The organism is Stenotrophomonas sp. PvP093 (assembly GCF_017876915.1).
Taxonomy (GTDB): Bacteria; Pseudomonadota; Gammaproteobacteria; order Xanthomonadales; family Xanthomonadaceae; genus Stenotrophomonas; species Stenotrophomonas muris.
This window is the reverse complement of the sequence record NZ_JAGIOX010000004.1, coordinates 2,692,833-2,706,323: the sequence shown is the minus strand read 5'-3', so window position 1 is coordinate 2,706,323 and position 13,491 is coordinate 2,692,833. Positions and strand designations below refer to the sequence as shown.

Here is a 13,491-nt window from a genome sequence, read left to right as displayed (position 1 = left end):
ACAAACGGTTCGCTTAGTGTCGGGGCAGTTCAACCTGCAGGCCTGCGGCCTTCCATTCGGGATAGCCGGCGGCCAGTCGCTGCGCGCTGAGGCCGGCTTCGCGCAGCATCATCACTGCATCGTTGGACAGCACGCAGTAGGGCCCGCGGCAGTACGCGACAATGTGGACGGCGCGCGGCAGTTCGTCCATCCGCGCGTGCAGTTCCGTAGCGGGAATGTTCAGCGCGCCGGGCAGGTGGCCCAGATCGAATTCCTCGCGCGGCCGCACGTCCAGCAGTACCACGCTGTCGCGTTGCTCCAGCAGCTGCTCGACGGTCAGCCCTTCCAGTGCATCGCGGCGCTGCAGGCTGTCGGTGAGGACGCCCTGCATTTCGCTGCGCTGGTGGTCGGCATAGTCGCGCAGCGCGGCCAACAGGTTGGCCAGTGGGCCGTCAGCGCTGCGGTAGAGGATGCGCTTGCCGTCACGGCGGGTCTGCACCAGGCCGGCACGACGCAGCTGCTGCAGGTGCTGGGAGGTATTGGCCACCGACAGGCCGCTCAGTTCGGCCAGGCGCTCGACCGCACGCTCGCCTTGGGCGATGTGCTCCAGCAGGGCCAGGCGGTGCGGGTGGCCCAGGGTGCGGGCGATCTCGGCCAGCGCTTCCAGCGGGGACGGCGGCAGCTCGGTTGCAGCGTTCATGCCGGGCACGCTAGCATCGATCCATCATTCAAGCAAATAATTGAAGTTTGGCGGAATGAGTGGCTGGGCGACGACATTGGTGATCGATGCGGTAGTGATCGGCGTGGGCGCGACCGCGCTGATGGATCTGTGGGCGTTGCTGCAGCGCAGGCTGCTCGGCATTCCGTCGCTGGATTTTGCGATGGTCGGCCGCTGGCTCGGCCACCTGCGGCGTGGGCGCTTCCGCCATGAGGGCATTGGTCGTTCGCTGCCGGTGGCCGGCGAACGCGCGCTGGGGTGGACCGCGCATTACGTGATCGGTGTGGTCTTCGCCGCGTTGTTGCTGGCCGTGGTCGGGAACGGTTGGGTGCAGGCACCGACCCTGCGGCCGGCGCTGGCCTTCGGCATTCTCAGCGTTGCCGCGCCGTTCTTCATCCTGGAGCCGGGCATGGGCGCCGGCATTGCCGCTTCGAAGACCCCGGCGCCTGGCAAGGCGCGGCTGCGCAGCCTGGTGGCACACAGCGTGTTCGGCGCAGGCATGTACCTTTCCGCGATGCTGTTGGCCGGGGTCCGTGCAGGATGAGCGAGAATCCGTGGGGTCACCGGCAACAGGAACATCCCCGCATGGAAGTACCCGATCCTTTCACTGATGGCATGCCGCTGCCGTGGGCGTGGCGGGAAACATTGGCCGATGCGCGCATCGAGCGACAGTCGATCGGCGTATCGCGCGCAGACGTCGCCCGTGTGCATCGCCCGGGACAGGCTGATGCCTTCCTGAAATCGGAAGTGATCGACGCCTTCAGTGAGCTGGGCGATGAGATCGCGCGCCTGCGTTGGCTGCAGGGCCAGGGGCAGCCGGCGCCTGCAGTGATTGCCACTGCCGAAGAAGCGGGCCGGCGCTGGTTGCTGATGAGCGCGCTGCCCGGCCGCGACCTGGCCTCGTCGCCTGAGCTTCCGCCCCAGCGCCTGGTGGAACTGCTGGCCGATGCGCTGCGGGGCCTGCATGCCATACCTGTGGCGGCCTGTCCGTTCGACCAGCGGCTGGCCTCGCGCCTGCAGGCCGCGCAGGCACGGGTCGAGGCGGGCCTGGTCGACGCCGATGACTTCGATGACGAGCGCCTGGGGCAGAGCGCACAGCAGGTGTTCGCCGAACTGCGCGCTACCCGGCCCAATCACGAGGATCTGGTGGTCAGCCACGGCGACGCCTGCCTGCCGAACCTGCTGGCAGCCGAAGGCCGTTTCAGCGGTTTCATCGACTGTGGCCGGCTGGGTGTGGCCGATCGCTACCAGGATCTGGCGCTCGCCGCGCGCAGCCTGGTCCACAACTTCGGCGACACGCGCTGGGTCGCGCCGCTGTTCCGGCGCTATGGCGTTGTGCCCGACGAACGGCGGCTGGCGTTCTACCGTCTTCTCGACGAGTTCTTCTGAAACCGCACAGGGCAGCGTAGGGCAGGGCTGAACGGTGCCCTGCCGGCGGATGCGTGCGCCCTTAAAAATGGACGAACGTTCGTTCACTATTTGTGGCATGAACCGAACCGACCGCAACGAGCAACGCATCGCGCAGATCCTGCAGGCCGCCCTGCAGTGTTTCCTCGTGAAGGGCTTCCACCAGACCAGCATGCGTGACATCGCGCAGGCGGCCGGCGTCAGCCTCGGCAATCTCTACAACCACTTCCCGGGCAAGGAGGCGATCATCCTTGCGGTGGCCGTGGCCGAAGGCGAGGAACTGGCACCGTTGCTGCACCGACTGGCCGCGTCCGATGGCGAGCGCGCACGGGTGCTGGTTTTCCTTCAGGACTTCCACGCACTGTGCCGGCAACCGGAGTGGGCAACGCTCGCCGTCGAAGTGCTGGCCGAGAGCGCACGCAATCCGGCCGTGGCCGAGGCATTTGCGGCCAATCGCAGGCAATTGCAGGCGACGCTGGCCGAAGCCCTGCAGCAGGTGGCACGGCGCGAACGTCGGCGCCCCGTGCTGGCCCCGGCACTGCAGGCACAGGTGCTGCTGGATGCCATCGAAAGCGATGCCCTGCGCCGAGGGCTGGGCGAAGCCGGGGGCACCGATGAGGCATCGCTGGATCTCGGCCTGCTTGCGCTGCTGCTGGGCGCACGCGCATGAGCGCCGTCGACCGGCGACTGCACGGCGTTGATCTGGCGCGTTACCTGGCCTTGGCCGGCATGGTGCTGGTCAACTTCCGCCTGGCGATGGCCGTGCCGGCAGAGGGCGCCGGATGGTTGGCAGGCGTCTTCCACTTTCTGGAAGGCAAGGCTTCGGCGACGTTCGTTACGCTGGCCGGGTTGGGCCTGGTACTGGGCACGCATCGGCAGGGTTGGTGGCCGGCCAGTGTGCAGACCTGGCGGCGCGCACTGTTCCTGCTGGTGCTGGGCCTGCTCAACCTGACGCTGTTCCCGGCCGATATCCTGCATTACTACGCGGTGTATTTCGCGCTGGCCGTGCTGTGGCTGCGGGCCTCGCCGCGGGTGTTGCTGGCCAGCATCGTGGGGATCGCGGCCTGTTCGTTCTGGGCGTTGCTGCACTGGGACTACAGCCAGGGATGGAACTGGCAGACGCTGGAATACGCCGGTCTGTGGCAATGGCCGGGCGCGGCCCGCAACCTGCTGTTCAATGGGTTCCATCCGCTGCTGCCGTGGCTGTGCTTCTTCCTGCTGGGCATGCTGCTGGCGCGGCTGCAACTGTCGCAACCGCAGGTCCAGCGCGCGCTGCTGGTGCTGGGCCTGATGCTGATCGTGGCTGGACATGGCGTGCAGCAGCTTGCGCAGGGAACGCCCTGGCAGGCGTGGCTGGGAACGCAGCCGATGCCACCGGGACCGGCCTACGTACTCACAGGCGCGGGCGCGGCCTGCAGTGTCATTGCCGCCTGCCTGTGGCTGACGCGTGTACGACCGGGTGACTGGCTGGAACCGTTCACCGCGGCCGGGCGCATGACCCTGACCCTGTACGTCGGCCATATCCTGCTGGGCATGGGCACGCTGGAAGGCCTGGGCCTGCTCGATGGCAGCGCGTCGCTCGCGTCGGTGCTGCTGTGGGCATTGTTGTTCCTGATGCTGGCCACGGGCGCAGCGTGGCTGTGGTCCTGGCGGTTCGCGCGGGGCCCATTGGAAGCGGTGATGCGACGCGTCGCCGGCTAGCACTTTGGTCGCGCAGGCACGATGTTGTGACGGACATGTCTGTGTCGTGGCGGGCACATCTGCGATAGTTGTCGCAGATAACACTTTCCGCTTGCATCCATGTCATTCGCTTCGGCGCAGCATCTCGGCGAAGTCCTCCAGCAGTCCTATGGCATCACCGCGACCGCCGTGGTGCCACGCCCGGTTGGCGCCGATGCCAACGCCAGCGTGTATCGCATCGATGCACGGCGCGGGCAGTGGTGGTTGAAATGCCGCAGCTACCAAGTGGCCCCTGCCGTCTGGGACACCCTGCATTGGCTGCGCGGCACGCTGGGTATCGAGGAAATCGTTGCGCCCTGGCCGGCGCTGACCGGCGGGGCATCGGTGCAGCGCTGGGGCCTGCAGTTCACCCTGTTCCCGTATGTGGAAGGCCAGTCCGGTTTCGAGGCGGCATTGAGTCGCACGCAGTGGCAACGATTGGGCGAGGTGCTGCGGCGCCTGCACGAGGCGTGCCCGCCACCGGCGCTGCAGGAAGCGCTGCCGAGCATCCGGACGGAAACCGCGGCGCTGGAGACCGTCGGGCAATGGCTGGCCGGCGAAGGCCTGGCGGCTGCCAGGGATGGGCTGGGCCGTGCCTTCGTCTCGGTCTGGGACCAGCAGCACGCGCGCATCGCGGCACTGCACGCGCAGGCACTGCAGCTGCACGCGGCGTTGCAGGATGTGCCGGTGCGGCTGCACCTGTGCCACACCGACCTGCATGCCGGCAATCTGCTGATGGGCAATGACGGCAGCCTGCACCTGATCGATTGGGATGGCCTGTCGCTGGCCCCGCGCGAGCGCGACCTGATGTTCATCGGTGGCGCGGTCGGTGGGCGCTGGGGGCGCGAGAACCCGTTGGGATTCGAGGAAGGCTATGGCAGTGACCGCGGCGATCCACGCTGGACCGCCTGGTACCGGCACTGGCGCATCCTGCAGGACCTGATCGAGTTCCAGCAGGTCCTGCTGGGCAGCGATGGAGAGGACCGTTCGCCGCAGCTGCGCCGGCAGTCGCTGCATTTCCTCAGCGAACAGTTCGCACCGGGCAATGTATTCGACGCGGCCGAGCGGGTGTATCGCGCGCTGTAGATCCACGCCATGCGTGGATGGCATTTCCACGATGAACCCTCACGCTGCGCGATGAGTCGAGCATGGCTCGGTTCTACAGGGGGCCGCGGTGTCTGCGCGGGGTGTGGATCTACTCTGCGGGCTTGGCCGCTGCAGAGGCCGCCGCGCTTGCAGCGCGGCGTGACAGCACGGCTTCGCGGTGGGCGATGTAGGCGTTGGCGGCGAGGATGATGCCGGCACCGATGATCGTCCAGCGGTCCACGCTTTCGTTGAACAGCAGCCAGCCGAACAGCGTTACCAGCGGCAGCTGCAGGAAGCTGATCGGGGTCAGCGCCGAGACTTCACCCAGGCGCAGCGCCCGCGTCCACAACAGCTGGCCGATGGTGCCGAGCACGCCGGTGGCCAGCAGCCACAGCCAGGCCACGCCGCTCGGCCAGACCCAGACGAACAGCGCCGGAAGCAGCGACAGCGGCACCCAGAACACGTAGGTGTAGAGCACCACGGTATCGGCGCTGTCGACGCGGGTGAGCTGCTTGATCTGGATCGCCACCAGCGAACTGAGCACCGCGGCGGCCACGGCGACCAGGCTGCCCGCGGTGAAGCCGGCGGTACCGGGTCGCACGATCACCAGCACACCGATGAAGCCGACCACGACCGCGGCCCAGCGGCGCACGCGCACGGTTTCACCCAGCCACAGCACGGCGGCAATCGTGACGAACAGCGGCGTGGAATAGGAGAGCGAAACCGCCTGCGCCAACGGCAGGTGACCCAGCGCCCAGAATGCGCACAGCATCGAGCCCAGGCCGATTGCACTGCGCACGAAATAGCGTGGCAGCTGCTGCGTCTTCAAGGGCGCACGGCCGGGCCGCAGCAGCATCGGCAGCAGCGCCAGCAGGCCGAAGGCGTTGCGGAAGAACGCCACTTCCTGGGTGGGCACGTAGCGCGTGGCATAGCGGATCGCCACCGCCATCAGGCCGAACGCCATCGTGCTGCCGAGCATCAGCAGCGCCGCCCGCATCGGGGTGGCGCTGGGGAAAAGGGTAGGGCTGTTCACCACTGTGCGCCGAGCAGGCGGGGCTCCGGTTCGATCGGCACGCCGAATTTTTCCAGCACCGAGGCCGAGATGCGGCGCGCCAGCGCCAGCAGTTCAGCGCCGCTGGCATTGCCATGGTTGACCAGCACCAGCGCGTGGCTGGGGGCCACGCCGGCATCGCCGTCGCGGAAGCCCTTCCAGCCGCAGGATTCGATCATCCAGGCCGCCGAGACCTTGCGCTTGTCGTCCTGCTCGGCCGGGAACACCGGCAGGTCGGGGAAGTGCTGCAGCAGCACGTCGACCTGCTCCAGCGGCAGCACCGGGTTCTTGAAGAAGCTGCCGGCATTGCCGAGTACCTCCGGGTCGGGCAGCTTGCGGCGGCGGATCGCGATCACCGCATTGGCCACGTCCACCGCGCCCGGCAGCTCCACGCCCTGTGCCTGCAGCTCTTCGCGGATGCCGGCGTAGTCCATGCGCAGATCGTGCAGCAGTGGCAGTTTCAGTTCGATGGCGGTGATCAGGTAGCGATCGGGCTGTTGCTTGAACACGCTGTCGCGGTAGGCGAAACCACACTGTTCGTTATCCAGGCGCACCCAGGCCTGCTCCTGGCAGTCCCAGGCTTCGACCGCCTGGATGAACTCGCCGACCTGCGCGCCATAGGCGCCGATGTTCTGGATCGGTGCGGCACCGGCGGTGCCGGGAATCAGCGCCAGGTTTTCCAGGCCGGACAGGCCTTCCTGCAGCGACCACATCACCAGGCCATGCCAGGGCACGCCGGCGCCGGCGCGGATCACGGCATGGTCGGCGCGGTGTTCAAGGAAACTGATGTCGCGGTTGCCGAACACCAGCACGGTACCGGGCAGGTCCTCGGCGATCAGCACGTTGCTGCCGCTGCCCAGCACCAGCAGTGGGCCGTTGGCCACCTCGGGCAGTGCCAGCACCTCCGGCAGCAGCGCGGCATCGTGCAGTTCCAGCAGCTGTTCCGCATTGGCCTGCACGTGGAAGGTGTTCAGTCCCTGCAGCGGCGCATTTTGGGTGAGCGTCCAGCGCAGCGGGGCGTTGCCGTCGATGGTGTCCATGGGCGCGCTCACAGTGGGGCCACCGCGCCGCGGCTGGGCGCTTCGCGGCGGCGACGGATCGCCTCCACGCATTCGGAAACCAGCGCCGGTCCACGGAAGATCAGGCCGCTGTAGCACTGCACCAGCGCGGCACCGGCCGCCATCTTGGCCACGGCATCGGCACCGGACAGGATGCCGCCGACGCCGACCAAGGGCACCGACTCGGGCAGGCGCGAGCGCAGGCGGCGCAGCACCAGCGTGGACTGCTCCAGCACCGGCGCACCGGACAGGCCACCGGCCTCGTTGGCCAGCGGATCGCCGGCCACCTTGCTGTGGTCGATGGTGGTGTTGGTGGCGATCACGCCGTCCACCTGCAGCTCGCCCAGCACGCGGGCGGCGGCATCGATGTCGCGCTCGCTGAGGTCCGGTGCCACCTTCACCAGCATCGGCACGCGGCGGCCGTGGCGAGCCGCGAGCTCTTCCTGGCGGTCACGCAGTTGGCTGACCAGCTGGCGCAGCGCGGTTTCTTCCTGCAGCTCACGCAGGCCGGCGGTGTTGGGCGAGGAAATGTTGACAGTGATGTAGTCGGCCAGCGGGTACACCTTGTCCAGGCAGGCGATGTAATCGTCCACGGCCTGTTCGTTGGGGGTGTCCTTGTTCTTGCCGATGTTGATGCCGAGCAGGCCGCGGCGGTTGCGCGCGCGCTCGACGTTGCGCACCAGTGCGTCCACGCCTGCATTGTTGAAGCCCATGCGGTTGATGATCGCGTTGTGTTCCGGCAGGCGGAACAGGCGCGGCTGCGGATTGCCGGCCTGCGGGCGCGGGGTGATCGTGCCGATTTCGACGAAGCCGAAGCCGAGCGCGAACAATGCATCGATGTGCTCCCCGTTCTTGTCCAGGCCGGCGGCCAGGCCGACCGGGTTGGGGAACGTCAGCCCGAACACCGTGCTGGGCATCGGCGCGATGCGTGCGGCCAGCAGCGGCGTGGTGCCGGTGCGATAGGCCAGGTCCAGTGCGGACAGGCCGAGGCCGTGGGCGCGCTCGGCGTCGAGCGAGAACAGGAAGGGGCGGGCAAGCGAATACATGCGTCGGTTCAGTCCAGCGTGCCGAGGAAGGCTCGGGTTCGATATTCAAAAGCGACCTGGCCGTCGACCGCGTGGGTGGCGAACAGGTGCTGCAGAGCGTCGATCATCGGTGCGTGGCGCGGATGACCGGGTTGAGGGGCGTAGGAGGAGGACAGCAGGCGCCCGCGCAGGGCGTCGAAGTCCAGGTGCTGCACGTTCGGCAGCTCCACCCTGCCGCGCAGGCCAGCGCCGAACCAGGCCTGCATGGTGGCGTCGTCCTGGTAGCGCTCGGCCACGGCGGTGTAGTCGGTGCCGTAGTCCAGCAGCAGCTGTTCGTACCCGACCAGGAACGGGCTCGCATCGAGCAGGCGAGAATTCCAGTAGATGAGGGCCTGGCCGCCGGGGCGCAGGATGCGCTGCCACTCGGCGCGTACCGCCACGGTGTCGAACCAATGGAAGGCCTGCGCGACGCTGACCAGATCGATGCTGGCATCGTCCAGCGCGGTGGCCTCGGCGCGGCCGTCCACCGCACGGAACTGCGGGTACTGCGGTGCCAGCCATTCTTCCGCCGCGCCCCGCATGGCCGCATTGGGCTCAACCGCGACAACAGGATGGCCGCTGGCCAGGAACAGGCGGCTGGAAATGCCGGTACCGGCGCCGATGTCAGCCACACGCGCCTGCTGGCTGACACCCATCGGGCCATGCAGCCACTCCAGCAGCGCGGGTGGATAGTCGGGCCGGTAGCGGACGTAGTCGGCTACTCGGCTGCTGAAGCGTTCAGTGCTGTCGGAGGCGGTCATGGCGTCAGTTCGACACCGCCGCCAGCCACGCCAGGCCGCCGAAGAACAGGATGAAGACCACGATGGCGGCAAGTGCCGCGCCGACCATGACCCAGCCCAGCACCAGGCCGGTGACGGCCAAGCCATCGCCTTCCAGTTCGTGCGGGCGGCGGCGGATTTCGGCGCGGGCCATGTGGCCGGTGATGATGGCGACGATGCTGGCCACGAAGGGCAGGACGGTCCAGCTGGCGATGCCCATGACCAGGCTGACCACGGCCAGGGCGCTTGTCTGTCGGGGTGCCACGCTCATCGGGGTCCTCCTTGGCAGTGTGCACATGATAGTGCCTCTGCCCCGGCAATCCCATGCCCGGCGGATGGGATGGCAGGCGTCGACCCTGGCCGACGAATGGGATTTCGGCCCTGGTAGGCGTCGACCTTGGTCGACGAAAGGCATGCCAACCAGGGTTGGCGGCTACCGAAGTGCCGGTATCAGCCCATCAACACCTGGCCGCCATCCACATTGAGCACGCTACCGGTGACCCAGCGCGCCAGCGGCGAGCACAGGAACAGGGCGGCGTCGGCGATCTCGCGCGGGTGGCCGAAGCGGCCGAACGGAATCTTCGCCAGGGTGCCGTGGTACAGCGCAGGGTCCTCGACGCGGCGACGGTCCCAGAGGCCGTCATCGAACTCGATCGAGCCCGGGGCGATGGCATTGACCCGGATCCGGTCCTTGGCCAGCGCCAGCGCCTGTGACGTGGTGTAGTGCGAAAGCGCCGCTTTGGCCGCAGCATACGGCGCGCCACCGGGGCGCGGCTGCTGCGCGGCAATCGACGACAGATTGAGGATGCAGGCGTCGCTGGAGGCACGCAGCCATGGCAGTGCCAGGCGCGAGGCACGCACGGCCGCCATCAGGTCGATCTGCAGGCTGGCGGCCCAGCCGTCCTCGTCGTCGGCCATGCCGTAGCCGGTGGCATTGTTGACCAGTACATCGATACCGCCGAGGGCATCGGCAGCGGCCTGCAGCCAGGCCTGGATCTGGCCGGGATCGGCCAGATCGGTGGAAAACGCGTGCAGTTCGAAGCCCTGCGCCCGTGCATCGGCACGCAGGGCATCCAGGCCGGCCTGGCCGCGGGCGCAGACCGAGACCTGTGCGCCGGCGCCGGCAAAGGCCAGCGCCATTTCACGGCCAATGCCCTTGCTGCCGCCGGCGATGAGCACGCGGCGGCCGCTGAAATCGAGGGTCGGAGCCCCTGCGGGGATCCGACCCCTCGCTGGGGCCAGGTCCCCGGAGGGGCTCTGGCCCACGGACGTGTCTGCGTCGTTTGCCATCACAGGTCGAACTTGATGCCCTGGGCCAGCGGCAGCGAATCCGAATAGTTGATGGTGTTGGTCTGGCGGCGCATGTAGACCTTCCACGCATCCGAACCGGATTCGCGGCCACCGCCGGTGTCCTTCTCGCCACCGAAGGCGCCGCCGATCTCCGCACCGGACGTGCCGATGTTGATGTTGGCGATGCCGCAGTCGCTGCCGGCAGCCGACAGGAACTTCTCGGCAGTCTTCAGGTTCTGGGTGAAGATCGAGGACGACAGGCCCTGCGGCACGCCGTTCTGCATGTCGATGGCTTCATCGAGGGTGTCGTACGGCATCACGTACAGGATCGGCGCGAAGGTCTCGTGCTGGACCACGGCGTCGCTGTTCTTCAGGCCGGAGACGATGGCCGGCAACACGAAGTTGCCCGGGCGGTCGATGCGGCTGCCACCGGTTTCGATGGTGCCGCCGGCCGCCTTGGCCTGGGCGATCGCATCGAGGAACTGCTGCACGGCGCCTTCGCTGTTCAGCGGGCCCATCAGGTTGGCCGCATCGGTCGGGTCGCCGATCTTGCCTTCCACCTGCTTGTAGGCCTTGACCAGGGTGGCCAGCACGTCGGCGTAGATCGAGCGGTGCACGATCAGGCGGCGGGTGGTGGTGCAGCGCTGGCCGGCGGTGCCGACGGCGCCGAACACGATGCCCGGCACGGCCAGCTTCAGGTCGGCGGTTTCGTCCAGGATGATGGCGTTGTTGCCGCCGAGTTCCAGCAGGCAGCGGCCGAGGCGGCGCGCGACCTTCTCGTTGACGGTGCGACCGACCTGGGTCGAGCCGGTGAAGCTGATCAGCGGCACGCGTCGGTCATCGACCATCTTTTCCGACAGCGCGGTGCCGGCATCGTTGATCAGGAAGAAGATGTCCGGGAAGCCGGCTTCGCGCAGCGCGTCGTTGCAGATCTTCAGCGAGGCGATGGCGGTCAGCGGCGTCTTGTTGGACGGCTTCCAGATGCACACGTCGCCACAGATGGCGGCCAGGAACGAGTTCCAGCTCCACACCGCGACCGGGAAGTTGAAGGCCGAGATGATGCCGACCAGGCCCAGCGGGTGGTACTGCTCGTACATGCGGTGGCCGGGGCGCTCGGAATGCATGGTGTAGCCGTACAGCATGCGGCTCTGGCCCACGGCGAAATCGGCGATGTCGATCATCTCCTGCACTTCGCCATCGCCTTCCGGCTTGCTCTTGCCCATTTCCAGCGCAACCAGCGAACCCAGGGCGTCCTTGTGCCTGCGCAGTGCTTCACCGCACAGGCGCACGGCTTCACCGCGGCGCGGGGCCGGCGTGGTGCGCCAGACCTTGAAGGCTTCCTGGGCGCGGGCAACGACGGTCTCGTACTCGGCCTCGGTGGTCGCGCGGACCTGCGCGATCGGCTCGCCGGTGGTCGGGTTGACCGGGGTGATCAGCTCACCGCTGGTCGCGCTCGACCACTCCCCGTTGCCCAGGTACGTGCCAGCGTTGATCGCGTCCAGGCCAAGGGACTTGAGCAGCTCGGAAGACATGCAGACTCCTGTATTTCGTTACGTTGTTTGGTGCCATCGCGGGCAGGTGGGGGACGCGATGAACTTAATCGCCGATGGTAGCAGAGCGCCCCGCCCGGCCATGGTGCAACGCGCCAGCCGGGCCTGGCCGAACATGAATGCTTGGAGGGCAGGGCACGTTGCCTGTAAACTTCCCGGCTGCATGGCCCCGTAGCTCAGCTGGATAGAGCGTCCCCCTCCTAAGGGGAAGGTCGCCCGTTCGAATCGGGCCGGGGTCACCAGAATCAATGGAACAGGGCGAGCGGCGTCGTCGGGCTTGAATGGGTCTACTTCGGACGGACCGGGATGATGGGTTTCACCGTGACAACCCCGCTGCCACCTCCTCCGCAGCTTCCATAGCAGCCTCCGCCAGGGTTAAATCCGCCGGTTCCACCAGCACCTCCGCCGCTGCCACCGCCGGCACCTCCACCGCCACGGCTGGGCGGCTGCTGAGTTCCCGGCAGGGGCTGGACGCAAGGGCTTCCAGTGAGGCAAGTAACAGCGGCTTCTTCGACGGACCCGTCACCCCAGGTCACCTTGATCCTGCTGCCGACAGGCAAAGACGCAATGCCATGCGTGATTCGGTACATGCCCGCCAAACCGACAAGGCCGGCGCGTCGCAGCTCCACCATTTCGTAGGCGGACAAATTCTGCGCAACTGCAACCTGGTTATACGGATACGAACTGGCGTTGATCGATACTGTTGCAGCAACGGCGGCAAAGGCCGTGAAAACCAGCCCGGCGATACTCCACTTCGTTCTTCCGGAGATTCGATTCACTGCGGCGTCCTTTTCAAGATGGCTTCTTCCCAACTGCTCTGTTTACTTCTCCTATTGCTCTATCAAGCGACTCTTGCTGTCCAGCAGGAACCACCCTGCTCCTGATGGCGTCTTCAAAATTCTCTGATCCGCACACGCCCGAATTGACACATAGTGAATCCATGCGGAATGAGCCGGCTCCGCAATCTGCCCCCATTCGGCAGGCGACGATGCCCCAGGCATAGTTGGCGTATGGACCCGTAGCGCTTGCATTGAAGGCACCGAGATCGGTTCCCTCTGGCGCGAGCGCTAGCAGATCTCCCAGTGCAAAAATTGCCTCCGGGTCTGCAGAATTGACCGCATCGCGTGCCAGTAGCTGATAGTCACCAGGTTTGAGGCTGGTCCACTTGCTGGATGCCATGTAAATCCTGGCGTAAGGATCGCCGTGATCTGCCGCGCGTTCAAACCATTTTGTATAGTGCTCTTCGAGTATCACGTCGCCGCCGTCAACGACCGAGCAGGTCGCTGCGAAGCGCTTCTTGATGTCATCGTATGCGCCTTGCGTTTTCCCGCTGAGGCGCGCGTATGCGTCCAACGTCGCATACATGTTCGAATGGGAAATGCTGAAAACGGAGCAATGCTGATAAATCTGCCCCAGCTTGCGCTGTGCTGCTACGTCCCCGGCTTCTGCACGTGAACGAAGTTCAAGAAATCCGGCTGCTGCATCCTGTGTGTTGGAACTCAACTCAGGACCTGTGAGGGATGAGGCGGTATGGCTAGAGTTGGCCTGATCCTTGGAGTTTGGCTGATTGGTTTGAGAATCAGGTTTGCGCTGTTGTGTGTCCGCTTTGGTTGGGACATACCAAAAACTGACTCCCGCCAAGACGACCAGTATCAATGCAGAGAAGCTCAGGACTTTGACTCGTGGAGACATGGCGTTCCTTCATGACCGATCAGCGCGGTACGCGTGCAGGGATTGTCACGGTGCCCAATCAGGGGCTGGGCTCCGACCGCCGCGCACTTTGGCAGGTC

General features: G+C 66.6%; 14 protein-coding genes and 1 tRNA gene. 6 read left to right on the top strand and 9 right to left on the bottom strand.

The window, feature by feature from the left end; all coding sequences use genetic code 11:
• Positions 1 to 13: 13 nt before the first annotated feature.
• Complete coding sequence (locus J3A72_RS14970; protein ID WP_032959997.1) at positions 14 to 679, bottom strand: metalloregulator ArsR/SmtB family transcription factor; 666 nt, start codon at positions 677 to 679, stop codon at positions 14 to 16.
• Between the two features lie 55 nt (positions 680 to 734).
• On the opposite strand from J3A72_RS14970, the gene J3A72_RS14965 reads away from it, so the two are divergent.
• From J3A72_RS14965 to J3A72_RS14945, 5 genes are all read left to right on the top strand, one after another.
• Positions 735 to 1,241: a DUF2938 domain-containing protein gene (locus J3A72_RS14965; protein ID WP_075076795.1), complete on the top strand. Its 507-nt coding sequence runs from the start codon at positions 735 to 737 to the stop codon at positions 1,239 to 1,241.
• A 41-nt stretch (positions 1,242 to 1,282) separates the two neighbouring features.
• Positions 1,283 to 2,086, top strand: a complete 804-nt coding sequence (locus J3A72_RS14960; RefSeq protein WP_075076796.1) for an APH(3')-II family aminoglycoside O-phosphotransferase — start codon at positions 1,283 to 1,285, stop codon at positions 2,084 to 2,086.
• Between the two features lie 97 nt (positions 2,087 to 2,183).
• On the top strand, positions 2,184 to 2,774 hold the full coding sequence (locus J3A72_RS14955) for a TetR/AcrR family transcriptional regulator (RefSeq protein ID WP_075076797.1): 591 nt from the start codon (positions 2,184 to 2,186) through the stop codon (positions 2,772 to 2,774).
• Positions 2,771 to 3,805 (top strand): heparan-alpha-glucosaminide N-acetyltransferase domain-containing protein, encoded by a 1,035-nt coding sequence (locus tag J3A72_RS14950; protein ID WP_075076798.1) that lies wholly within the window; start codon positions 2,771 to 2,773, stop codon positions 3,803 to 3,805. The genes J3A72_RS14955 and J3A72_RS14950 overlap by 4 nt, the downstream gene beginning before the upstream one ends.
• A 99-nt stretch (positions 3,806 to 3,904) precedes the next feature.
• Complete coding sequence (locus J3A72_RS14945; protein WP_075076799.1) at positions 3,905 to 4,909, top strand: aminoglycoside phosphotransferase family protein; 1,005 nt, start codon at positions 3,905 to 3,907, stop codon at positions 4,907 to 4,909.
• A 109-nt stretch (positions 4,910 to 5,018) separates the two neighbouring features.
• Here the strand turns inward: J3A72_RS14945 and J3A72_RS14940 are convergent, their stop codons facing one another.
• The 7 genes from J3A72_RS14940 to J3A72_RS14910 form a co-directional block, all read right to left on the bottom strand.
• Complete coding sequence (locus tag J3A72_RS14940) at positions 5,019 to 5,906, bottom strand: DMT family transporter (protein WP_014646917.1); 888 nt, start codon at positions 5,904 to 5,906, stop codon at positions 5,019 to 5,021.
• Between the two features lie 32 nt (positions 5,907 to 5,938).
• Positions 5,939 to 7,000: a UDP-N-acetylmuramate dehydrogenase gene (murB, locus tag J3A72_RS14935; protein ID WP_075076800.1), complete on the bottom strand. Its 1,062-nt coding sequence runs from the start codon at positions 6,998 to 7,000 to the stop codon at positions 5,939 to 5,941.
• 8 nt (positions 7,001 to 7,008) lie between these two features.
• On the bottom strand, positions 7,009 to 8,064 hold the full coding sequence (locus J3A72_RS14930; protein ID WP_049471279.1) for a quinone-dependent dihydroorotate dehydrogenase: 1,056 nt from the start codon (positions 8,062 to 8,064) through the stop codon (positions 7,009 to 7,011).
• A gap of 8 nt (positions 8,065 to 8,072) precedes the next feature.
• The gene (locus J3A72_RS14925; protein WP_075076801.1) at positions 8,073 to 8,843 is read right to left on the bottom strand and encodes a class I SAM-dependent methyltransferase; all 771 of its coding nucleotides are present in this window, start codon (positions 8,841 to 8,843) and stop codon (positions 8,073 to 8,075) included.
• A gap of 4 nt (positions 8,844 to 8,847) precedes the next feature.
• Positions 8,848 to 9,132: a DUF4190 domain-containing protein gene (locus tag J3A72_RS14920; protein ID WP_014646921.1), complete on the bottom strand. Its 285-nt coding sequence runs from the start codon at positions 9,130 to 9,132 to the stop codon at positions 8,848 to 8,850.
• Between the two features lie 179 nt (positions 9,133 to 9,311).
• The gene (locus J3A72_RS14915) at positions 9,312 to 10,151 is read right to left on the bottom strand and encodes an SDR family NAD(P)-dependent oxidoreductase (protein WP_041863358.1); all 840 of its coding nucleotides are present in this window, start codon (positions 10,149 to 10,151) and stop codon (positions 9,312 to 9,314) included.
• Positions 10,151 to 11,683 carry an aldehyde dehydrogenase family protein gene (locus tag J3A72_RS14910; RefSeq protein ID WP_014646923.1) on the bottom strand — a complete coding sequence of 511 codons (1,533 nt, stop codon included), beginning with the start codon at positions 11,681 to 11,683 and terminating at the stop codon, positions 10,151 to 10,153. Before J3A72_RS14910 ends, J3A72_RS14915 begins: the two co-directional genes overlap by 1 nt.
• A 183-nt stretch (positions 11,684 to 11,866) precedes the next feature.
• Here J3A72_RS14910 and J3A72_RS14905 point away from each other — a divergent pair.
• Positions 11,867 to 11,943 (top strand) — tRNA-Arg (locus J3A72_RS14905).
• Between the two features lie 550 nt (positions 11,944 to 12,493).
• Here J3A72_RS14905 and J3A72_RS14900 read toward each other — a convergent pair.
• Positions 12,494 to 13,393, bottom strand: coding sequence for a hypothetical protein (locus J3A72_RS14900; protein ID WP_140222857.1), 900 nt, complete (start codon positions 13,391 to 13,393; stop codon positions 12,494 to 12,496).
• Positions 13,394 to 13,491 lie beyond the last annotated feature (98 nt).

Bases quoted from the DNA above. Each gene is read 5' to 3' on its own strand.
- J3A72_RS14925 (WP_075076801.1), bottom strand. From the start codon at position 8,843: ATGACCGCCTCCGACAGCACTGAACGCTTCAGCAGCCGAGTAGCCGAC.
- J3A72_RS14900 (WP_140222857.1), bottom strand. From the start codon at position 13,393: ATGTCTCCACGAGTCAAAGTCCTGAGCTTCTCTGCATTGATACTGGTC.
- J3A72_RS14950 (WP_075076798.1), top strand. From the start codon at position 2,771: ATGAGCGCCGTCGACCGGCGACTGCACGGCGTTGATCTGGCGCGTTAC.
- J3A72_RS14930 (WP_049471279.1), bottom strand. From the start codon at position 8,064: ATGTATTCGCTTGCCCGCCCCTTCCTGTTCTCGCTCGACGCCGAGCGC.
- J3A72_RS14940 (WP_014646917.1), bottom strand. From the start codon at position 5,906: ATGCGGGCGGCGCTGCTGATGCTCGGCAGCACGATGGCGTTCGGCCTG.
- J3A72_RS14965 (WP_075076795.1), top strand. From the start codon at position 735: ATGAGTGGCTGGGCGACGACATTGGTGATCGATGCGGTAGTGATCGGC.
- J3A72_RS14945 (WP_075076799.1), top strand. From the start codon at position 3,905: ATGTCATTCGCTTCGGCGCAGCATCTCGGCGAAGTCCTCCAGCAGTCC.
- J3A72_RS14910 (WP_014646923.1), bottom strand. From the start codon at position 11,683: ATGTCTTCCGAGCTGCTCAAGTCCCTTGGCCTGGACGCGATCAACGCT.
- J3A72_RS14960 (WP_075076796.1), top strand. From the start codon at position 1,283: ATGGAAGTACCCGATCCTTTCACTGATGGCATGCCGCTGCCGTGGGCG.
- J3A72_RS14920 (WP_014646921.1), bottom strand. From the start codon at position 9,132: ATGAGCGTGGCACCCCGACAGACAAGCGCCCTGGCCGTGGTCAGCCTG.
- J3A72_RS14915 (WP_041863358.1), bottom strand. From the start codon at position 10,151: ATGGCAAACGACGCAGACACGTCCGTGGGCCAGAGCCCCTCCGGGGAC.
- murB (WP_075076800.1), bottom strand. From the start codon at position 7,000: ATGGACACCATCGACGGCAACGCCCCGCTGCGCTGGACGCTCACCCAA.
- J3A72_RS14970 (WP_032959997.1), bottom strand. From the start codon at position 679: ATGAACGCTGCAACCGAGCTGCCGCCGTCCCCGCTGGAAGCGCTGGCC.
- J3A72_RS14955 (WP_075076797.1), top strand. From the start codon at position 2,184: ATGAACCGAACCGACCGCAACGAGCAACGCATCGCGCAGATCCTGCAG.